This window comes from Saccharopolyspora oryzae, from assembly GCF_027853915.1.
GTDB classification, from domain to species: domain Bacteria; phylum Actinomycetota; class Actinomycetes; order Mycobacteriales; family Pseudonocardiaceae; genus Saccharopolyspora; species Saccharopolyspora oryzae.
This window is the reverse complement of record NZ_JAQGLA010000013.1, coordinates 24,333-45,235: the sequence shown is the minus strand read 5'-3', so window position 1 is coordinate 45,235 and position 20,903 is coordinate 24,333. Positions and strand designations below refer to the sequence as shown.

Below are 20,903 nucleotides of genomic sequence, written 5' to 3'. Positions count from 1 at the left end.
CCTCGATGCGCGCCCAATACCCGAGTCCCCTTGATGAGCATCTGGGAGCGCTTCAGCGGCCGCCCCGATTTCCTGGCTTCGAACAGCACGGCTCACTTTGCGCGACGAACGGGCCGACGTTCCGGATGACGATGCACATCATTCGTCCTCCGCGCCGTCTTGGTTGGGGCACAACAGCGCGACTGGTAAGGTATAACGCACACGGCAAGTTGTAAACCGGATAGTGCAAATCGTGCAGGATGACCCATGATGACCAGGAAAAACGCGGCGAGCCCGCGGCCCCGTGGCGGTCTGGCGGACAAACGTCGCGCGATCATCGCCGGCGCCCTCACCATGTTCGCCAGGGACGGCTACACGCGCGCGAGCATGGATGCCATCTCAGCCGAGGCCGGAGTGTCGACGCGCACTGTCTATAACCATTTCACCGACAAGGCAGAGCTGTTCCGCACGGTCATCCGAGAAAGCGCAACGAGATTCGCCGAGGCGCAGATCGCAATCATCGAGCGCTACCTGCACCGGGTCAGCGATCTGGAACCGGACCTCGTCGAGTTCGGCCTGGCCTTCGCGAAACCGATCGCGGCGGAGTATGCCGACCACTTCGCCCTGGTGCGCCAGGTCAACGCCGAGGCCGGGCACATCCCGCAGGAAGCCATCGAAGCGTGGCAGGAGGCCGGGCCTCTACGCGTCCGCCGCGCACTCGCCGAACGACTGTCCAAAGTGGCCGAGCAAGGACTGCTGCGCCTCGACAACCCGGAACAAGCCGCGCTGCAGCTCATGCTGCTGATCTCAGCCAGCACCACACCCGACCAAAGGGCGGCGTCGACCGACGAGGAACTCACCGAGACAGTCACTGCAGGGGTGCACACGTTCCTCTACGGCCACGCACGCTAACGGCTGCGAAGCTCGGTCGGGGCCGTTCAGATGGCCAGCCGCCTGAACGATTCACTTTATCTACAGTGGACATTGCTTGACCTTGCGGTCATCAAGCCGACTGCAGGCTGCTCTCGCGAACTGCTTTCAGCGCTCGGGACCATGCCACGAGCTCATCGAGCATCTCGTTCAGCGTTGACTCCTGGTGCTCTCCCGGCGAGCATTCGCCCGGTTGCACAGGATCGGTGATCACAAAATCGGTGAACGCCGACAGTGCAACCTGGCTCCGCACGGTGGCCACCTTCACCTCGGCCAGCGCCAGCCGGAGGTGTTCCACCGCGCGAACACCTCCGTGCACACCATGGCTCACGAAACCTGCCGCCTTGTCGTTCCACTCCGCGAACAGGTAGTCAATCGCATTCTTCAGCGCCGCAGGCATCGAGTGGTTGTACTCCGGCGTGACGAACACGAACCCGTCGAACGAACCCACTACGGCCGCCCACCGCTTGGTGTGCGTATTGCGGTATGCACCAAACAACGCAGGAAGATCCTCGTCCAGCAGCGGCAAGCCATGCTCGGCAAGGTCGACCACCTCGAACGTCGCATCACCGGCAACAACAGCAGGATGCCGATTCGCGACCTCGGCCACCCAACGTGCCGCGACCTCCGTGCGGCGGACAGACCTGGTGCTACCGACAACAATGCCGATGCGGATCATGACGACTCCCCTCCCAGCGAACGTTTCCCCGGACTTGCTGGCCACGAACCAATCTACAACGGAGATGGCATTCTGTAAAACGCTCGATGCATCTCGCGGCTGCCCAACCTGGGCGCGTCATGATCGCCGCACCTGCAGGCAGCAGAACGGTCGAGCTCACTGGGCTCAGCTCTCGACCACGGTCTTGATCGCCTGCAACGTTCGACGCATGTCCCTCTCGATGTGGGGGCCGCGGATCCAGCCGAGCAATGCCCAGTACAGGCGCATCGGCAACGTCCTGGTCAGCTCGAAGGATTCGGTCACAGCCGTGCCGCCGCCCGCCTCCTCCAGCACGTACGACCACGTGAGCTGGACCGTGTTGCGCGGAGCGATCGGTAAGCCAAATGGACGCGAACTCACCTCGAAAGCAAACTTGCGCATCGGCTCGCAGGCCACGACCGTGCACTCCGTCCAGTACACCGGTCCCTTCTCGTTGCGCTTGACGTGGCCTCGGAATCGAGCTCCTGCGGTCGCACCGGTTGCGCCGTCGAGCCATTCGGCTTCGAATGTCTCAGGGCTGAACCGGCCGATCTGAGTCACATCGCTGATGAGTAGCCAAACTCTGTCCGCTGGGGCATTGATGTGTACCGTCACAGAGCCGCGCATCGCCTCAGCGTAACCCGAGGGACAACCTTCCTACTCGGGATCTCAGCGCGGTGGTGGACGGCAAGCTGTTCTGCTGGCGGCGCGACATCCGCCTCCGCTGGTGGGGCGAGGTGCGGATACACACCCACCGAGCTTGCCTGTAGGGGATGGCTCGGAAGCGGTGGTCTTCGGTAGATTCGCGCCGTGCCAATGGTCCGCCTCGGAGCAGTCGCGCTCGACACCGACGCGCCGATAGTTCTCGCGACATTCTGGAGTGAGCTGCTCGGCGGCCAGATCTCGTTCTCCAGCAACGACTTCATCTCCATCGTCGCTGGTCCCATCCGCCTGAATGTTCACCGGGTAGTCGACTACCGCGCGCCGTCCTGGCCGGATGGATCAACTCCGAAGCAGATGCATCTCGATATCGAGGTATGCGATCTGGAGGCTGCGGAGGAGCAGGCTCTCCGGCTCGGAGCACGACGAGCAGACGTGCAGCCCGCGCTCGACCGGTGGCGAGTTCTGCTGGACCCCGCCGGCCATCCGTTCTGCTTGACCACACAATTCCCCGAGTGAAACGACCCACCACATCCGGCTACAGTGGACGCCGCGGGCCCTACCATGACCTGACCAGACGCCGCAGGATCGGCGTGCTGAGACGTAAACCCAGCACGAGGCTCGTCCAGGGCGGAAGGACTCAACCGCGGGAAGGCGTCCCAGAGTCGCTACCGGCAGTGATGTGTGACCTGCTCGAGGAATGTCTGATCCCCACCCTTGGCATCGCCAGACTCACTGGGCGCCCGTGACCCACTCGGCTTCGGTCTGGGCTCGCTTTCTTGCGAGGTAGTCACTCACCGTCGGTGTCGTCTTCCGCCCCTTCGTTTTGCTTTGTGCGGTAGGAAAGCGCGAAGGACAACAGGCCGGAGATAGAGGCACCACCGAAAGCGTATGGGCCGAGCGCGTCTGCCCAGTTGCGGGCACCCGTGGCGTCTCCAGCAACGAGGGCGGCGATCTGGCCGGTCACGATGGCAAGTCCGGCGATCAGGAAGAACACCACGGCGACTACGAACAGGAAGGTCGCGATGTGTGTCGGGCGGGATGTTGTTGGTGCCGGTGCGTTCGTCGTTGAACTCATCAGGACTCCCTTGGTCCAAGGTCACACGGGTAGCGCGCCGATGGCGATCAGCACGCCCATGCCGAGGATCGGCAGGCAGTAGTAGGACACCAGCGGCAGGAACGTCTTGACCGGGTCGACGCGCGCGATGCCGGCAGCGACGTAGATGGGGGCGCCGGACGGCGGTGAGGCGCCTTCGGTGGAGGCGAAGATGAGTACCGCGGCCGCGGCGATGGGAGCGGGGATACCTGCTCCGACGAGTGCTGCGACCGCGACCGGGCCGATGGCCGCCATGGTGGCGCTGGCGGTGAGCGGGATGGCGATGGCCACGATGATGACGCCGATGGCGATGGCCATGACCCAAGCGGATGCGTCCAAGCCGGACAGGACCGCCTTGAGCTGCTCGGCCAGGCCGAGGTCGGCGAGCAGGTTCGAAGCGGAGAACGCCGCAACGATCGTGATGCCGATGACGCCAAAGGACGGAGCCGCTTTGGCCACTGTGGACCACCAGTCCGATGCGCTGCGCGGCAGGTGCTTGCGGCCCAGGATGAGCACGAGGGCGATCATGAGCACGGGGATCCAGGTGATCAAGCTGATCACATCGGGCATGGTGTACGGCTGGGCGGCCAGCAGTGTTCCGTCGGCGAGCTCGACGGGTTCTTTGAGGTCGTGGGACACGCCGGTGTAGGTGCCGAGTGCGTCGGCGATCGGACCGCGGGTCAGCACGAGCGGGATCAGAATCGGGACAAAGAGCAGCAGCGACGTCCAGCCGGTGCGCAGGCTGCGCCCGAAAGGCATCCGGTCTGCCGCCGAAACAGCCTGGATGTCGTTGCGGCGAACCAGGAAGAACACCAGGACCAGGCGATAGACCAGGCACCACAGCCCGGCCAGAGCCAGGGGTTTGATGATCTCGTCAGGTTGCATGATGCCCTGCGCGGCGAGCCCGCCGACCAGGATGAACATCGTCGAAGAGAACGGGAACGTCACACCCATGCCCGCGCCGCCTGCCACGACAGTGGCGGCCAGTTCCGGTTTGACGCCGGAGCGCTTCATCCACGGCACCGTGACCGAACCGACAGCCGCGGTGACCGCGGCCCCTACGTGGGCAATCGCTCCGAAGATCCCACCGGCGACGGTGGCGGTGTAGACCGGTCCTCCGCGAAGCCGGCCGAGCATGGAATTCAGGAGGTCGATCAGCTTGTCCAAGACCGGCGTCCTCGTCAGCAGATAGCTCATGAAGACGAAGGCCAGTCCCGCGAAGGTGACCTCTTCCTGCATGGCATCCAGCACCGCGCTGCCGATCGCTGACAGCGGAGAGCCGCCGTCGGAGACCCCACCCACAAGCGCAAACGCGCAGACTGCGAGGAAGCCGAGGATCATGGCCTCACCGATGTTGCGCTTGAATGCGGCATTCCAGGTGATGATGACGCCGACGAATGCCGCGAGCGCCCATACTCCGGTCATCGCGCGCCCCCGGAGAGAACGGTGGTGTGATCCGGCAGGACAACCGTTCCCGCCACATCGCTCCCCTTCAGGCTGCCGACCGCTTTGGCGACCCCGGCTGCGCCGACCGAACTCGCGCCCTCGGTCTGGCCAGGATCATGCTGGCGCGGCCTTGTCAGTCGCATCGGCTTCTCCGCTCTCCGCCGCTGAGCTCCGTCCAGCGTGCGCCGTGTCGTCGGTGACATGCCAGAGAACGATAGAAGTACAACTGATCCCTGTCACTACCTGAGTTCCAGAAAATCTTGCCTGATTGTTCGTAAATGGTACTGTCCAGTCCCTAGTCATTGTTGACGCCGGACTCCAGGAGCAGTGACCCATGCCAGAGCTCTTGATCGTCGGTTGCGGCGAAGTGGGTGTCGCCTACGCCGAGGGGCTTCGAAAACTCGATCCCGCCCCGAAGCTGCACCTGCTGGATCCCACCCCGAGCGCGGACGCACTCGCGCTCGCCGAGAGCGCGGGCATCGCTGTCCATCACGAACCCGGCCGGGCCCTGATGGCGGCCGACGCGGTGCTGCTCGCGACGCCGGGCGGTGCGCTGGAGCAGGTGCTCGATGCACTGCTGCCGCATCTGCCTACGGGAATCGTCGTCGCGGACCTGAGCACAGCAACTGCCGAGGCCAAGCAGCAGGCGGACGCCCGCTGCCGCGGCAGCCAACTCACCTACGTCGACGTGGCGATCACCGGCTCCGTGGCGTTGACCGGATCCGCCACGCCACTGCTGTACGCGGGCCCGGACGCTCCAACTCTCATCGAGATGCTGCAGCAGCTCGGGGCGCCGCTGACGGTGCTGAGTGGCGCACGCCCGGGTGATGCGATGCGAGTCAAACTCCTGCGGTCGGTCATCATGAAGGGCCTCGAAGGCCTGGCCGTGGAATGCCTACCCGCCGCGGAGGAATTCGGGGTCTCCGAGGCACTCTGGGATTCATTGTCCGATGTGGACAAGACTGGCTTCGTCCCGTTGCTGCGCGCCATGATCCGCACCCACCCCCGGCATGCCGCACGCCGCGAGCACGAAGTAGCCGAAGCCGCTGCGCAGCTGGAGTCCATCGGATACCCCAGCACGCTGACCCGCGCGACCGAGCGGTTGTTCAGCGCCACCAACGCCGCCGCGGGCAAGTCCTTCCCCGAGCAGGACGGCACCGACGGGGTCATCAGCTGGTTGCGTTCCACGAATCGTTGATCCACAGCATGAAAACCATTAGAGAACTTGGAGAATTGATGCCCTCCACCGAAACCCGGCCCGCCCAAGACGTTCTCGACCGGCTCGGCGAGCTCGGTGCTGCGACGGTGTACGAGGCCAACGGCCAGCGCGGTGCACTCGACGCGGGGATCAAGCCCCTCGACCCGGCCACGACCGCGGTCGGTCGCGCTGTCACGGTCGACCTGGCACCGGCCGACAACTGGTACATCCACGTCGCGCTGCTGGAAGCCGGTCCGGGCGACGTGCTGGTCGTCGACGCCAAGGGCTACCTGGAAGCCGGTCCCTGGGGCGACGTGCTGACCTGCGCCGCGCAGGAACGCGGGCTGGCGGGGCTGGTCATCGACGGGGCGGTCCGGGACAGCCGGGACATCATCGCCGCCGGTTTCCCGGTGTTCGCGCGCGGTCTGTCCATCAAGGGCACCACCAAGGCCGTGGAGGGGCGCGTCAACGTCCCGGTCCGAGTAGGCGGGATCATCATCGAGCCGGGCGACCTCGTCCTCGGGGACGCCGACGGGCTGGTGCGCGTGAGCGCCGACGAGGTTCCGGACGCACTCGCCGCCGCCGAAGCACGCGCGGCCAAGGAAGCCAGGTTCCGCGAACACATCCGCACCGGCGCCAGCACGCTCGACCTGCTGGGACTCCCGAACCCGCGATAGGAAAGGAGATAGGCTCGCCAGGAGCCAGCACAGCCGAGGAGGACACATGGGGCGACCCGCCGATGAGGTGTACAACGCCCTGAAGAAGGCCATCCAAACCGGCCGGCTGGCGCCCGGCGAGCACCTCGTCGAGGACAACCTGCGCACCGAGTACGGCGTCAGCCGCACTCCCGTACGCAACGCCCTGCGCCGTCTCGCCGAGAACGGCCTGGTCACCATCGAAGCGAATCGCGGCGCCTTCGTCGCTTCCTGGACCAGCGATGACGCCGCCGAGGTGATGTCCATCCGCGCCTTGCTCGAACCGCACGCGGCCGCGCTGGCCGCTGAGCGGCGCAGCGACGAACAGCTCAATCGGTTGCTCGAGATCTGCGCGACGATGGAGGAGTGCGAGCGGCGGCGAGCAAGCGACTTCCGCGATGAGCTCGCCCGGCAGAACCACGAACTGCACACCACGGTGCTGGAGTCCGCCGCCTCCCCCCGCCTCTACAGCATTGCCGCGAACCTCACCCGAGCGCCGCTGATGGTCGGCTCGTTCCAGTTCTACAGCGACGAACAACTCTTCCGCAGCTTGCGCGAACACCGCGATCTCGTCGCAGCCATCGAAGCGCGAGACGCGGCGTCGGCACGCGCGGTGATGGAGGCACACCTGCGGCAGGCCTACCGCACCATGACCACTCCAGCCCCGAACTGACGCCTCCGCGCCCACCCGGGTGCGGTGTCGCGAGGTCATCACGAGGCAGTCCAACCTGCTTCAGGCCACCACGCTCCCCCAAAATCCTCCCGCTCCCACAGCTCCTGGCTCTACGTCCTGATCGGGTCCGCTACCGAGGCGGGCGACCCGAAAACTCCGCAGTTCGCAGGAAAAGCGTCAGGCTCCCAGCCCGCCATCTCGCAGGTACTCGATCAACATCGCCTGGGAGCGCCGGATGTGGTCGCGCATCGCCTCGCGGGCCTGCGCCCCCCGCCCGTTCACGATCCGGTCCAGGATGACCTCGTGGTCATCCAGGTAGAGGACCTGCAGGGCCTCCGGCGTCCGGATGGCCAGCCGCACCGTGTCCTTCGGGAAGTACCGGTGCAGCTCCTGGATCATCTGCCCCAGCCGCCGGTTCCCGCCCGCGTCGTGGATGACACCGTGGAACGCGTCGTTGAAGTGGCGAAGCCGCTCGGCGGCGCTCTCCCCCGAGCCGTCCAGTGCCGCGACGGCTGTCGGCAGGAGATCGGCCAGCGCCTTCTGCGCCTCCGCCAGCTGTCGAGCGACTGACGGATCCTTCGCCTCGGCCGCGAGCTCGGCGGCGAATCCCTCGAGCTCGGCGCGGACCTGGTAGACCTCCTCGAGCTCGCGAAGGGTCGGCACGCGCACCCTGGCCCCGCGGTTCGGGATGAGTTCGACCAGGTTGAGCGCCTGCAACTTGCGCAAGGCCTCGCGGGCAGGTGTGCGGCTGACGCCGAACCGCCGGCAGACCTCGTCCTGCTGGAGATGCGCGCCGCGCGCGTAGCGCCCCGCCAGGATCTCGCCCTCGAGTATCCGGGCGATCTGGTCCGCGTAGCTGCTCGGGGACTCGAGTCCCGCCCCCGAGGGCATGTCGCTCATCTGGCCTCTCACATCTCGTCATCGCGGGGCGGCCGACCGACCGCTCTCACCCCGACGCGGAACGCCCTGGTCAGGATGGGCGGGCGGCGATCCGGCGGCATTCCCGTCGCACCCTGTGACGCCCGCACCGCCGCCATGGCGGCCCCGGTCGTCGTCCTCTTTCGTATCAGGTCGGGTCTTGACATCGACCCCCGCAGGTCGATTGTATCCACGGATACATGGATCCAATCGACGAGCTGTGGGAGGCCGACATGGTCGATGTGCGGAACGTGCGGGGCGGCGACGGACTGGACCCGATCCGGGACGAGATCAACGAACTGCTGGACTCGGTCGTCGAGTCGACCGCGAAGGCCACCGAGGCGTTCTTCGCCTCCTACGACGAGGCCCCGGACCCGGCGCGGCTCGCCGCGTGGCTGGCGCCCCGCTGCTGGCGGGAGATCGACTACGTGTACCTGCTCAACGAGGAGATCGCCCGGTACGGCATGCAGTTCGAACGCCGGCACATCACGCTGCTGGCCAAGCAGTCCTTCCAGGAGGCCGAGCACTACGACATGGTCGGGAAGGCCATCGAGTCCCTCGGCGGCACCGTGCCCACCTCCGTCCCCGCCGAGGCCGAGCCGTGGAGCACGTTCCTCTGGGAATGCCTGGACCGGCACCCCCTCGCCGCGGTCGCCGCGTGGAACCTGTCCGAGACCTCGGCCTCCGGCAGCTTCGAACCGACCTTCCGCGGCGCGGAGCGCCATGGTCTCGACGAGGTCGTCCGCATCTACAAGCGGATCGAGACCGACGAGAAGTTCCACGTCGGGCTCGGCCTCCAGATGATGTCGACCTACGTCGAGGACGACAACGACCGCGAGGAGATCCTGCGCGCGATGCGGGGCATGCGCGACATCGCCTGGAAGACGTTCACCCCCGAGTCCGTCAACACCGCCGGCGCCTGACCGAGCCGGTCCGAAGCACCCCGGGAGAGGCACCATGGCCGACACCTGGACCACCCTCGAAGTCGAGTCCGCGGAGCCGTGCGCCACCGACGTCGTGGTCATCACGCTCGTCGACCCCGACGGAGCTGCGCTGCCGGCGTGGGCCCCCGGGGCGCACATCGACGTCGATCTCGGAGCCGGATTCCTCCGGCAGTACTCCCTCTGCGGAGATCCCGGCGACCCAGGACGGTGGCGGATCGCCGTCCTGCGCGAGGCAGCGGGCCGCGGCGGTTCGCAACGGGTGCACGACCTCGTGCGAGCCGGGGGAAAGCTACCTGTCCGCGGTCCGCGCAACCACTTCCCGCTCGTCGACGCCGATCGCTACCTCTTCATCGCGGGCGGGATCGGCATCACGCCGATCCTGCCGATGGTCCGCCGCGCCGCAGCACAGGGGCGGCCCTGGACGGCGTTGTACGGAGGCCGGTCGCGGAACTCGATGGCCTTCGTCGACGAGCTCCGCGCTGTTCCCGGCGGCGACCTCGCCGTCGTTCCGCAGGACGAGTTCGGGCTGCTCGACCTCCCGGCCGCCCTCGGTGCGCCGACCGAGCGGACCGCGATCTACTGCTGCGGTCCCGAACCGCTGATCGCAGCCGTCGAACGGGAGTCGGCGCACTGGTCTCCGGGCGCCCTGCACCGCGAACGGTTCACCGCAGCGCCGGTCACCACCGAGGGCGGCGCGTTCGAAGTGGTGCTCCAGCGCAGCGGGCTTCGCCTGGAAGTGCCCGAGCACGAGTCGCTGCTCGACATCATCGAAAACGCAGGCGTCGCCGTGGAGAACTCGTGCCGTGCCGGTATCTGCGGCACCTGCTTGGTCCGGGTGACCTCCGGTGAGCCGGACCACCACGACGACGTCCTCTCCGACGACGAGCGCGAACGCGGCGAGGTCATGCTGCCGTGCGTGTCCCGGGCGCGCGGCGAACTCCTCGTGCTCGACCTCTAGAACCGTCCGGGCCGGTCCACGACAGCGGACGCGGGCTTCCCCTCTCGATCCGGGCTCCGGAAACCACGCTCCCCACACCGAAGGAGACGTCATGCCACAACAGGTTCGCGGTGTCGTCGCGCTCGCCGAGGGCGAGCCGGTGACCGTCGAGACGATCATCGTTCCGGAGCCGGGTCCGGGCGAGGCCGTGGTCGCGATCCAGGCGTGCGGGGTCTGCCATACCGACCTGCACTACCGCGACGGCGGCATCAACGACGAGTTCCCGTTCCTGCTCGGCCACGAAGCCGCCGGAATCGTGGAATCGATCGGCGACGGCGTGGCCGACCTGGCCCCGGGCGACTACGTGGTGCTGAACTGGCGCGCGGTGTGCGGCGCCTGCCGGGCGTGCCGGAGGGGAAAGCCGCAGTACTGCTTCGACACCTGCAACGCCGAGCAGGCCATGACCCTGGAAGACGGCACCGTGCTGTCCCCGGCCCTGGGCATCGGCGCGTTCGCGGAGAAGACGCTGGTCGCCGCCGGGCAGTGCACCAAGGTGAACCCGGAGGCCCCGGCGCAGGTCGCCGGGCTGCTCGGCTGCGGCGTGATGGCCGGCCTCGGTGCGGCGGTCAACACCGGGCAGGTGGGCCGTGGCGACTCGCTCGCGGTGATCGGCTGCGGCGGCGTCGGTGACGCCGCTATCGCCGGCGCGAAGCTGGCCGGGGCGATCACGATCATCGCCGTGGACACCGACCCGCGAAAGCTGACGTGGGCCGAGGAGTTCGGCGCCACGCACACCTGCAACGCCCGCGAGACCGACCCGGTCGAGTTCATCCGCTCGGTCACCGACGGCTACGGCGCCGACGTCGTCGTCGACGCCGTAGGACGCCCGGAGACCTACCGGCAGGCGTTCTTCGCCCGCGACTTGGCAGGCACAGTCGTCCTGATCGGAGTCCCGACCCCGGACCTGATGGCGCCGGAAATCCCGCTGATCGAGTACTTCGGCCGCGGCGGCGCCCTGAAGTCCTCCTGGTACGGCGACTGCCTGCCCAGCCGGGACTTCCCCACCTGCATCGACCTCTACCTGCAGGGCCGGCTCCCGCTCGACAAGTTCGTCACCGAAACCATTGCCCTGGACCAGATCGAGTCCGCATTCGACAAGATGCGCGCCGGCGAAGTCCTGCGTTCGGTGGTGCTCCTGGACCCTGCGAGGTCCTGATGGCCAGGCGAATGCAAGGTGTCCGCCTGCATTCCCCTGACCCCGCAGACCAACGAGTTGTTCTGGGGGCGCACCGAATTCCACGACGAGCAGCACCCGACTACAACCAGCGGCCTACAGCCGGCAGCTCTCCGCCGTCGGCGTCGATGATCGACATCCACGGGCGCACCCGCGGAGCATTGATCATCGGCGCCCCAGCCACTCGCCTGCCCCACGACGAGCTTCCCTACGTGGCGAGCACGCTGGTCGACGCCGCACGGCGCCTCGGTGCCGAACTACCGTCCGCAGAGCGCAATACGCGGACATCGGGCGGTTGAACAGCCGCTGTCCCAGGGGTCGAAGTTCAGCGGCCGCTGCATGCTTTCCGGCGCTGAGGGGCCGTGAACATACTGCAACAGTTTGTTTATTTCCTGCTCGGAGGGTGCTAACTTCTTGGCTGGCACCAGTTCGGGAGTGATCAGAGCCGGGTCCGTGGTCGCGACGTCGACCTCCGGAGCGGGATGGCGACTCCAGCCAGACCCCTCCCCTCCCGACCGTCTGTGCAAGGAGGCCACCCATGGCTCCCGAACGCCTGGACCAACCCTGCGAGGACGACCCTCTGCTCGACCTGTGGCACCCGTTGGGGGCCGTCGAGACGATGCCGAAAAACCGCACCTGGAAAGATCAGCTGCTCGGTGTTCCGCTGACGCTGAGCCGATCGCCCGAGGGCGGGTTCGCCGTGTGGAAACGGCGGGGCGACGATCCCGACTCGGCGGAAGGGCCTCCGGCTTCGACGCTGCCGGTGACCGAGCGGTACGGCTACCTGTGGACGTCGCTGGGCACGCCGCGCCCGCTGTTCGGCATTCCGGAAGCGGACGAGAGCGATCGACGTCTGCTGCACGCCACGTCGATCACGGCCCACACGTCCGCTCCCAGGAGCATCGAGAACTTTCTCGACATGGGGCACTTTCCGTTCGTCCACACCTCCGTTCTGGGCGATGAGCCGCACACCGAGGTCAAGGACTACAACGTGGAGGTCTCCGTCGCCGGCGAGGAAATCCTGGCAACGGATTGCGTTTTCTACCAGCCACAAGCGGCGCTGTCCAGCCAGGGCGGCGCGGAGGTCGACTACGCGTTCCGGGTCCCGCATCCCCACTGCTCCGTGCTGTACAAGTCGAGCCCGGGGGTCGCGGATCGGTTCGACGTCATCGCGCTGTTCGTGCAGGCCCTCGACCAGGAGCACATCCGCGCCCACATGTGGCTGTGCCTGCTGGACGACAGCCAGCCCGACTGGGCCCTGCGCCGGTTCCAGGTATCCATCTTCGGCCAGGACAAACCCGTCCTGGAGAACCAGTTGCCGCGCAGGCTGCCGCTCGACCCGCGAGCGGAGACGCCGATCCGGGCCGACAAGTCCGGCGTCGCCTATCGCCGGTGGCTGGGCCAGATGGGTGTCCGCTACGGCGTCATCCCGGGAGCCGCGTGATGGGTGAAGACCTGCTGCTGCGCGCGGGGAAGAGCTGGCACCCCATCGCCGCCGAGAGCGATCTGGTTTACCGGCACGTGTTCCAAGGCCAACTGCTCGGGCAGGAACTGGCTGTGTGGCGAGCCGACGACGATCACGTCAACGTCTGGGAAAACCGGTGCCTGCACCGGGGTGTCCGACTGTCGGTCGCGATGAACGACGGCCGCGAGCTGAAATGCCAGTACCACGGCTGGCGCTACGCCAACCGCACTGCGGCCTGCACCTACATCCCGGCGCATCCCGCCGATGCCCCCGCGCGGACCATCACCAATCGAACCTATCCGGTGCGCACGAGCGGCGGGATGGTGTGGACCGCGTTGGCGGAGCCGACTGACGAGCCACCCGAACTCGACGCTGGTCTCGTGCTCCGCCCCATGCCGGTACGGGCGCGGCCGGAGAACGTGGTGGCCCTGCTCGTCGAACATCCACCTGCGCTTCCGGACGCCGCACCGCCGGCGGCTCGGCGATGCGGGGACTTCATCGTCGAGGTGGAAGGGGTCGGCTTCTTCGCGGTGCAGCCCGTGGATGCCGACCGCGCGATCATCCGGGGTGTGCTGACCGGCCAGGCATCGGCGGGGAGACTGCGACTGCTCCGGCACTTCGACGGTGCCCTGACACGCTTCCGGGAGATCGCTCAGGAACGGGAAGCCGACGAGCCCGCTCCGGAACCGCTGTCGCCCCGCTACGAACCGGTCCCGAAGCACTTGGCGTCGCTGCCCGCCGGCAGTGAGCACCTCGACCTGCCGACTCGGGTCCGGGTGGTCCGAACGTGGGAGGCGGGCGCCGGCGTCCGCGGACTGGAGCTCGGACCGGTGGGCGACCGTCCGCTCCCGAGCGGTCAACCGGGTTCTCATCTCGACGTCGCCCTGCCCGGTGGTCTGGTCCGCCAGTACTCGCTGGTCAACGCGCCCGGCGAGACCGGGCACTACGTGATCGGGGTGAAGCTGACCCCCGACTCCGCAGGGGGATCGGTATCCTTGCACGAACGGGTGCGCGAAGGTGACGTGCTCGCGGTGTCCTTGCCGCGCAACAACTTTCCGCTGCGGCGAGACCGCGAACGCACGGTGCTGGTCGCGGGCGGAATCGGGATCACCCCGCTGCTCGCGATGGCGCAGATGTTGGAGCACCAGGAGCTCCACTACGAGCTGCACTACTTCGCCGCGCGCGAAGCCGACGTGTCCTTCAAGGATCGCCTGGCACGCCTGGGAAATGTCCGGACCATCATCGGACTGGATCCCGCGGAGACGACGGCCGAGCTGGAGCGACTCCTCGGGGCAACGGATCACGAGGACTGCCAGGTCTACGTCTGCGGCCCCCCGCCGATGCTGGACACCGCCAGGGATGTCGCTCACCGGGCCGGCTGGCCGCGCGAAGCCGTGCACTTCGAGTACTTCCGCAACGACCAGGAGATCGACGAAAGCAGTCGTTTCGAGATCGTCCTCGCCCGGTCGGTCATGAACCTGACGGTGGAGCCCGGGCGCAGCATCCTGGAGACCGTGCGCGAGGCCGGTGTGACGATTCCGTCCTCGTGCGAGCAGGGCGCCTGCGGCACCTGCCGGGTTGCGGTCATCGACGGCCAGCCGGATCACCAGGACGTCTACCTCGACGAGGACGAGAGAGCGGCGGGTGACTCGATGATGACGTGCGTTTCGCGGTCGCTCACCGATCGGCTGACCCTGGACCTGTGAGGAGTTCACCATGATCGTCCTCTACGACGACGAGACGTCCGCCGAGTGCTACCAGGTCCGCGTGCTGCTGGGCGTGCTCGGACTGGACTTCCGGTCGGTGGCCCTGGAGGAGTACGGCTTCGACCCGGACGGTGGCCGGTCGGCCCTGGTGCTCATCGACGACCGGGTGGCTCCCGCGGCGGTTGCGCACCATGCCGGATCAGCCTTGCTGTACTTGGCTCGGGTCTACGACACCGACGGAAGGCTCGTGCGTGCTGATGATCCGGCTGGACACGCATCCGTGCTGGACTGGCTGGTGTTCGCGCGTGACCTGACCACATCCGCGGGAGCGGCGCGGAGGCACGAGGCATTCGGTGATCCGGTGGATCTTCCGCAGGCCCAGCAGGAAGCGCATCGGTTGTTGCGCGTGCTGGACCGCCACTTGTGGTTCATGGAGCGGCAGGGCGAGGACTTCCTGGTGGGCACGTTCTCGCTCGGCGACATCGCCTGCTTCGGAGATGTCGTGCTCTGCGAGGAAGGTGGCGTTTCCCGCCTGGACTACCCCGCCGTGCGGCGCTGGTGCGATCGAGTCCAGCGGGTGCCGGGCGTGCCCTTGATGCCCGGGATCTTCCGCGTCGCCGCGGGACATCCGTCATGAGCACCGGCGCCCGGGCTCGCCGTCACCCCGTGAACGAGGTGCCGTCGGCGGCGAAGCTGACCGTCTACGGGTTCCAGCACGTGCTGGCGTTCTTCGCCGGTGGGGCGATCGTCATCCCGACCCTGCTGGCCTCAGCACTGGGCCTGGACAGCGGTCAACTCGTCCACCTCATCAACGCGTGCCTGCTGACCTGCGGAATAGCCTCCATCATCCAGTCGGTGGGCTGCTGGAAGGTAGGGGTGCGGCTCCCGCTGCTGCAGGGCGTGTCGGCGGTCGCAGTGGCACCGATGGTCGCCATCGGTCTGGGTGCGGGTGGCGGCGCGCAGGGGCTTCGGATGGTCTACGGCGCCGTGATCGTGGCCGGACTGATCACATTCGTGATCGCACCGGTCTTCGGCCGCATGGTGCGTTACTTCCCGCCGGTGGTGACGGGGTCGGTCATCTCCATCATCGGCCTGAGCCTGCTTTCGGTCGCCGCGAAGAGCGCAGCCGGAGGGGAAGGACTCTCGTTCGATCCGGGTAGCGGCCGCAACATGGCTTATGCCCTCGGCACGTTCGCCGTCATCGTCCTGGTGCACAAGGTGTCGCGGGGGTTTCTGTCCACGGTGGGGGTGCTGCTCGGCCTGACGCTCGCCACGTTCGTCGCCTGGTCGTTGGGAGATACCAGCTTCGGCGCCGTGGGAGATGCCTCCTGGGTGGGATTGTCGACCCCGTTCCACTTCGGCAGCCCGATGGTGTCGCCGGCCGGGGTCCTGTCGATGATGGTGGTCATGGTGGTCACGGCGATCGAGACCACCGGCGCGGTGACCGGTGTCTCGGAGATCGTCGACAGGCGCGTGCGGGGTGACGACATCACCCGCGCGATGCGGGCGGACGGGCTCTCGACGATGATCGGCGGGACCCTCAACTCGTTCCCGTACACCTGCTTCAGCGAGAACGTGGGCTTGGTGCGCCTCACAGGGGTGAAGAGCCGCTGGGTGATCAGCGTGGCCGGGCTTTTCATGATCATGCTGGGCTTGGTGCCGAAGTTCGCGGCCGTCGTCACGGCCATCCCGGCACCCGTGCTCGGGGGCGCTTCGCTGGCCATGTTCGCCATGGTGGCCGTGGTCGGACTGCAGATCCTGTCCCGGGTCGACTTCCGCGACCACCGCAACTCCATGATCGTGGCCGCCAGCTTCGGGATCGCCATGTACATCACCATGGTGCCCGAGGTGACCACAGCCGTCCCGGGGTGGGCGCAGATCTTCGTCGGCAGCGGGACCACGATGGGAGCGATCACCGCGATCGTCCTGAACCTGGTCTTCCACCACCTCGGCAGACGACGCGAAGCCACCCGCGACGAGGCACCGAGCGAACTCGGGCTGACGCTGGACCAGATCAACACCATGTCCGCGCAGGAGTTCCGAACCACCTTCGCGCCGCTGTTCCAAGGCCCGACCCCGGCCATCGACCGCGCCCGCGAGCAGCGGCCGTTCGCCGACGTGGCCGAGCTCGAGACAGCCCTTCTAGCGGGGTTCTTCGACTCCAGCGATGACGAACTGCGACGGCTGCTGCCGTCCTACCCGGACCTCGGACGGCCGATGGCCGCCAGCGGGGACAACGGCGGAATGTCGTTCCGCGACCAGTCCGTCGCCGGGCTGACCGACCTGGTCGAGCACGAGCAGGAACAGCTCGACGAACTCACCAGGGCCTACCGGGACCGCTTCGGCTTCCCACTGGTCATGTGCCTGCGCGAGCACGCACATCTCCAAGCAGTGCTGGACCACGGATCACGGCGGCTGCACAACGCTCCCGCCTACGAGTACCACGCCGCGGCCTTGGAGATCGCCCGGATCGCCGACCACCGGTTCCACGACCTGGTGGCGACTGCGGAAGTTGCCGATCACGAGGCGCTGAGGCAGAACGCGACGCCTCCTCCGTCGTCACCTGATGCCATCCAGCACTAGTGGCGCCGGTGTGCATCTCGTCTCAGCCCCGGGGCCTCGAATTCGGCGGCGTGCCAGGCGATTTCCCGGCACGCCGCCGAACCGGTCAGCCGTCGCGCTCGGCGGGATCGCCGTATCCCCCGCCGCCGCCGGATTCGCAGCGCAGCACGTCGCCGCGCCGCACCCGCAGGCTGTTGGCCTTGAGCATCTCGCGGGCGTGCTCGGTGCCGGGGTTGAGCACGACCCGCGGCGCGGTGCCCGGTCGTCCGCCGTCGAGCCCCCACGCCGGGGTGACCGAGCGCTCCCACCACAGCGAGAGGTCCTGGTCGGCCTCCATCACGTACTCGCGCACCACGCCATCGCCGCCGCGCCACCTGCCCGCACCGCCGGAATCCGGCCGGATCCGGTATTCGGTGACCCGCGCCGGGTAGAGCGTTTCGAACACCTCGATCGGCAGGTCGCACAGCGAGCCGTTGACGTTGTTGATCAACGCGGTCTCGCCGTCGCCGCCGCGCCACGCACCCCACCCGCCGACGGTCGCTTCCAGCGTCACGAACGGCTTTCCGGTGCGCGGGTTGTCCCCGGCGAACTGCACGATCATCGAATCGCCGTAGCTGGCGGCGGCCGCCCGGTCGGGCATCGCGGGGGCCAGCGCCTTGACGATCAGGTCGATGAGCATGCCGAGGCTGGAGTAGTAGTACTGGCACGCGGCCGGCTCCCGGGCGCCGAGCATCGAACCGTCGCGGACCTCGACGTCGAGCGGGGCGAAGGATCCGCCGTTGAGGCTGACCGCGGGCGAGATCAGCAGCTTGTAGCCGACGCGGGCCGCGGAGATCGCCTGGGCGCGGCCGCAGTTGACCGGTCCGGTGGTCTGGTCGGCGCAGTCGGTGAGGTCGATCGTCATCCGGTCGCCGTCGACGGTGATCCGCACGGTGACGTGCAGCGGCTCGGCCAGGTCGATCCCGTCGTTGTCGAGGTGTCCGGTGGCTTCGTAGCTGCCGTCCGGGATCGCCGCGACCTGCTGGCGTTCGAGACGTTCGGTCTGGGCGAAGATCTCCTGCCGGGCCTGGTCGATCGTCGCCGCGTCGTACCTGGCGAACAGCTCGCCCAGCCGCCGCACCCCCATCCGGGCGCAGGCGATCTGGGCCCGCATGTCGCCGAGCGTCACGTCCGGGAACCGGACGTTGGTCGCGATCAGCCGCACGACGTCGCGGCACTCCTCGCCCCCGGCGACGATCCGGGTCGGCCCCATCCGCAGGCCTTCCTGGTAGATGGTGGTCGAATCCATCGAGCCGCCGGGGTCTTTGGAACCCATGTCGATCCAGTGCGCGCGCGACGCGGCGAAGCCGACGAGTTCACCGGCCACGAAGATCGGCGCGTACACGGTGCAGTCGTTGAGGTGGGTGCCGCCGATGTAGGAGTCGTTGAGCACCCACACGTCGCCGGGTTCCCACACCTCCGGACCGAACTCGGCCTCGGTGCGGCGCGAGCACTCCTCCAGGTTGCCGAGGAAGATCGGCAGGCCGGAGGACTGGCCGAGCACGCGGTGCTCGCGGTCCAGCAGCGCGACCGCGCAGTCCTTGCCCTCGTAGATCGTCGGCGTGTACGAGGACCGGATCAGGGTCGTGTTCATGTCCTCGGCGGCCTGGATCAGTGCCGAGCGGATGATCTCCGTGGTGACCGGGCTGATGGTCATGCGTCCTCCGTTCCGGGCTGCGCGTCGAGGTCGATGATCAGGAACGCGTTGTCGTCCACCCGCAGTTCCGCGTCCGGCGGGACGACGGTGGTGGCGGTCTCCTCGTGCACGATGGCCGGTCCCGCGAGCCGCGCGCCGACCGGCAACGCGGAGCGCGCGACGATCGTGGTGGGCAGCGCCCGGCCGTCGAACACGACCTCGCGGACGGTGGACTCCAGCGCTTCTCCCGCGGTGGCACCGGTTTCGGTCGGAGCCCGGTCGACCCGGCCGTGCCCGGTGGTGCGGATGGTGACGAACTGGACCGGCGCGCCCGGGGTCGAATGCCCGTAGCGCTTGTGGTGCGCCTCGGCGAAGCGCTGCTGGATGACCTCGACGAAATCGCTGCCGGTCACGTCGTCGGTGTCCAGGATCGGCACGGTCAGCGTGTAGTCCTGGCTCTCGTAGCGCATGTCGATGCCGTGGGTGACGAACCGGTTCTCGTCCCGGATGCCCTGCTCGGTCAATGCCTCGACGGCTTGGCCGCGCAGCGTTTCCAGAGCGGTGGCCAGAGCTCGGGTGTCGAGGCTGTCGTTCGTCGCGAAGAACTGCATGGTGAAGTCGCGGCGGACGTCGCTCTCCAACATGCCCCAGGCCGAGAAGGCGCCGGGGAACCGGGGAACGACCACCTCGGTCACGCCGATCTCCCGGGCGATGAACGCCGCGTGCATCGGCCCGGCACCGCCGAACGCCAGCAGCGCGAACTGCCCGGGTTCGCGGCCGTGCTCGACGGTCAGCGTGCGGATCGCCTGCGCCATCTTGGCGTTGCCCACGTCGCAGATGCCGGAGGCCAGCTCGACCGGGTCCATGCCGAGTTCGTCGGCCAGACCGGCGACGGCGCGCTGCGCGGCGTCCAGGTCGAGGCTCATCCCGCCGCCCGCGAACGAGTTCGGGTCGACCCGGCCGAGCACGCAGTTGGCGTCGGTGACCGTGGCCCGGGTGCCGCCGCGCCCGTAGCAGGCCGGGCCGGGCACGGCGCCCGCCGACTCCGGGCCGACGCGCAGCGCGTTGCCCTCGGCGTAGGCCAGCGATCCGCCGCCCGCGCCGATCGTGTGCAGGTTGACCAGCGGCATCAGCAGCGGGAAGCCTTCGGCCTTGCCGTCCTGGGAGACGTCGGCCTCGTGGTCCATGACCAACGAGACGTCGAACGAGGTGCCGCCCATGTCGACGCAGATGACGTTCGGCCGGTCCAGCAGCTTGCTGACCGCGACCCCGCCCATCGTGCCGCCGACCGGCCCGGACAGCAGGGTCTGCAGCGGGTGCTGCCGGGCGAAGTCGGCGTTGACCAGACCGCCGGAGGACTGCATCACGTGCACCGGGACGTGCAGGCCCTTGTCGGTGAAGCGCGCTTCGATCTTGTCCAGGTAGCGGTGCACAGACGGCCCGGTGTAGGCCTCCATCACCGCGGTGGAGGTCCGCTCGTACTCGCGCCACTCCGGGGCGACCTCGTGCGAGAGCACGACCAGCACTTCGTCGCCGAGCTCCTCGCGCAGGATCCGGCCGGCCCGCCGCTCGTGCTCGCCGTCGAGGTAGGCGAACAGGAAGCACACCGCCACCGCGTCGAAGCCCTCGGCGCGCACCCGCTTGGCGACCAGCCGGATCGCGTCCTCGTCCAGCTCCTCCAGCTCGTTGCCCGCGGCGTCGAACCGGCCGCCGACCTCGGCGATGGCGCTGCGCTCGACCAGCGGCGCGGGCTTGCGGTAGTGCAGGTCGAACAGCCGCGCCCGGTTGCCGCGGGCGATCTGGTAGACGTCACCGATCCCGCGCGTGGTCATGATCAGCACGTTCGCGCCGCGGCGTTCGAGCAGCGCGTTGAGGCCCTGCGTGGTGCCGTGCACGAAGAACTCGATCTCGTCGAACGGGATCTGGAAACCTTCGAGCGCTTCGAACACCCCGCGCGCCAGGTCGTCGGGCGTGGTCAGGACCTTGCCCGCGCGCACCTGCCGGTTGGTCCCGTCGTAGGTGACCACGTCGGTGAACGTGCCGCCGATGTCCATGGCGACCCGGAATGTCATGGGAAATCCTCTCCGC

The 20,903-nt window shown here is 67.9% G+C and carries 19 protein-coding genes; 12 read left to right on the top strand and 7 right to left on the bottom strand.

Annotation, left to right across the window (positions count from 1 at the left end; genetic code table 11):
- Positions 1-246: 246 nt before the first annotated feature.
- On the top strand, positions 247-891 hold the full coding sequence (locus OU415_RS11705) for a TetR/AcrR family transcriptional regulator (protein WP_270948687.1): 645 nt from the start codon (positions 247-249) through the stop codon (positions 889-891).
- A 91-nt stretch (positions 892-982) separates the two neighbouring features.
- Here the strand turns inward: OU415_RS11705 and OU415_RS11700 are convergent, their stop codons facing one another.
- Positions 983-1,588, bottom strand: coding sequence for an NADPH-dependent FMN reductase (locus OU415_RS11700; protein ID WP_270948686.1), 606 nt, complete (start codon positions 1,586-1,588; stop codon positions 983-985).
- Positions 1,589-1,753: 165 nt separating this feature from the next.
- Positions 1,754-2,233, bottom strand: a complete 480-nt coding sequence (locus OU415_RS11695; protein WP_270948685.1) for an SRPBCC family protein — start codon at positions 2,231-2,233, stop codon at positions 1,754-1,756.
- Positions 2,234-2,422: 189 nt separating this feature from the next.
- On the opposite strand from OU415_RS11695, the gene OU415_RS11690 reads away from it, so the two are divergent.
- Positions 2,423-2,785 (top strand): VOC family protein, encoded by a 363-nt coding sequence (locus tag OU415_RS11690; RefSeq protein ID WP_270948784.1) that lies wholly within the window; start codon positions 2,423-2,425, stop codon positions 2,783-2,785.
- Positions 2,786-3,056: 271 nt separating this feature from the next.
- On the opposite strand, the gene OU415_RS11685 is transcribed toward OU415_RS11690, so the two are convergent.
- Together OU415_RS11685 and OU415_RS11680 are read right to left on the bottom strand one after the other, a co-directional pair.
- Positions 3,057-3,344, bottom strand: a complete 288-nt coding sequence (locus OU415_RS11685) for a hypothetical protein (protein ID WP_270948684.1) — start codon at positions 3,342-3,344, stop codon at positions 3,057-3,059.
- 21 nt (positions 3,345-3,365) lie between these two features.
- A complete protein-coding gene (locus OU415_RS11680; protein WP_270948683.1) occupies positions 3,366-4,787 on the bottom strand; it encodes a TRAP transporter large permease subunit in 1,422 nt (473 codons plus the stop codon).
- 355 nt (positions 4,788-5,142) lie between these two features.
- Here OU415_RS11680 and OU415_RS11675 point away from each other — a divergent pair, with 355 nt between their 5' ends.
- Genes OU415_RS11675 through OU415_RS11665 form a run of 3 tightly spaced genes read left to right on the top strand, consistent with a single transcriptional unit; the run spans position 5,143 to position 7,374 of the window.
- Positions 5,143-6,006 carry a DUF1932 domain-containing protein gene (locus OU415_RS11675; RefSeq protein ID WP_270948682.1) on the top strand — a complete coding sequence of 288 codons (864 nt, stop codon included), beginning with the start codon at positions 5,143-5,145 and terminating at the stop codon, positions 6,004-6,006.
- Positions 6,007-6,044: 38 nt separating this feature from the next.
- The gene (locus OU415_RS11670) at positions 6,045-6,683 is read left to right on the top strand and encodes a 4-carboxy-4-hydroxy-2-oxoadipate aldolase/oxaloacetate decarboxylase (RefSeq protein WP_270948681.1); all 639 of its coding nucleotides are present in this window, start codon (positions 6,045-6,047) and stop codon (positions 6,681-6,683) included.
- A 46-nt stretch (positions 6,684-6,729) separates the two neighbouring features.
- Entirely contained in the window at positions 6,730-7,374 is a 645-nt protein-coding gene (locus tag OU415_RS11665; RefSeq protein ID WP_270948680.1) for a GntR family transcriptional regulator, read from the top strand.
- Between the two features lie 177 nt (positions 7,375-7,551).
- Here the strand turns inward: OU415_RS11665 and OU415_RS11660 are convergent, their stop codons facing one another.
- Positions 7,552-8,274 carry a GntR family transcriptional regulator gene (locus tag OU415_RS11660; protein ID WP_270948679.1) on the bottom strand — a complete coding sequence of 241 codons (723 nt, stop codon included), beginning with the start codon at positions 8,272-8,274 and terminating at the stop codon, positions 7,552-7,554.
- Positions 8,275-8,492: 218 nt separating this feature from the next.
- On the opposite strand from OU415_RS11660, the gene OU415_RS11655 reads away from it, so the two are divergent.
- From OU415_RS11655 to OU415_RS11625, 7 genes are all read left to right on the top strand, one after another.
- Positions 8,493-9,215 (top strand): hypothetical protein, encoded by a 723-nt coding sequence (locus OU415_RS11655; RefSeq protein WP_270948678.1) that lies wholly within the window; start codon positions 8,493-8,495, stop codon positions 9,213-9,215.
- Positions 9,216-9,249: 34 nt separating this feature from the next.
- Positions 9,250-10,194 carry a PDR/VanB family oxidoreductase gene (locus OU415_RS11650; RefSeq protein ID WP_270948677.1) on the top strand — a complete coding sequence of 315 codons (945 nt, stop codon included), beginning with the start codon at positions 9,250-9,252 and terminating at the stop codon, positions 10,192-10,194.
- A 91-nt stretch (positions 10,195-10,285) separates the two neighbouring features.
- Entirely contained in the window at positions 10,286-11,389 is a 1,104-nt protein-coding gene (locus OU415_RS11645) for an S-(hydroxymethyl)mycothiol dehydrogenase (RefSeq protein WP_270948676.1), read from the top strand.
- A 556-nt stretch (positions 11,390-11,945) separates the two neighbouring features.
- Complete coding sequence (locus OU415_RS11640) at positions 11,946-12,851, top strand: aromatic ring-hydroxylating oxygenase subunit alpha (RefSeq protein ID WP_270948675.1); 906 nt, start codon at positions 11,946-11,948, stop codon at positions 12,849-12,851.
- The gene (locus OU415_RS11635; protein WP_270948674.1) at positions 12,851-14,578 is read left to right on the top strand and encodes a Rieske 2Fe-2S domain-containing protein; all 1,728 of its coding nucleotides are present in this window, start codon (positions 12,851-12,853) and stop codon (positions 14,576-14,578) included. Before OU415_RS11640 ends, OU415_RS11635 begins: the two co-directional genes overlap by 1 nt.
- A gap of 10 nt (positions 14,579-14,588) precedes the next feature.
- Positions 14,589-15,215 (top strand): glutathione S-transferase family protein, encoded by a 627-nt coding sequence (locus tag OU415_RS11630; RefSeq protein ID WP_270948673.1) that lies wholly within the window; start codon positions 14,589-14,591, stop codon positions 15,213-15,215.
- Entirely contained in the window at positions 15,212-17,161 is a 1,950-nt protein-coding gene (locus OU415_RS11625; RefSeq protein ID WP_270948672.1) for a solute carrier family 23 protein, read from the top strand. The genes OU415_RS11630 and OU415_RS11625 overlap by 4 nt, the downstream gene beginning before the upstream one ends.
- A gap of 85 nt (positions 17,162-17,246) precedes the next feature.
- Here OU415_RS11625 and OU415_RS11620 read toward each other — a convergent pair whose 3' ends face one another.
- Entirely contained in the window at positions 17,247-18,836 is a 1,590-nt protein-coding gene (locus tag OU415_RS11620) for a hydantoinase B/oxoprolinase family protein (protein ID WP_270948671.1), read from the bottom strand.
- On the bottom strand, positions 18,833-20,887 hold the full coding sequence (locus OU415_RS11615) for a hydantoinase/oxoprolinase family protein (protein WP_270948670.1): 2,055 nt from the start codon (positions 20,885-20,887) through the stop codon (positions 18,833-18,835). The genes OU415_RS11620 and OU415_RS11615 overlap by 4 nt, the downstream gene beginning before the upstream one ends.
- Positions 20,888-20,903: the final 16 nt, after the last annotated feature.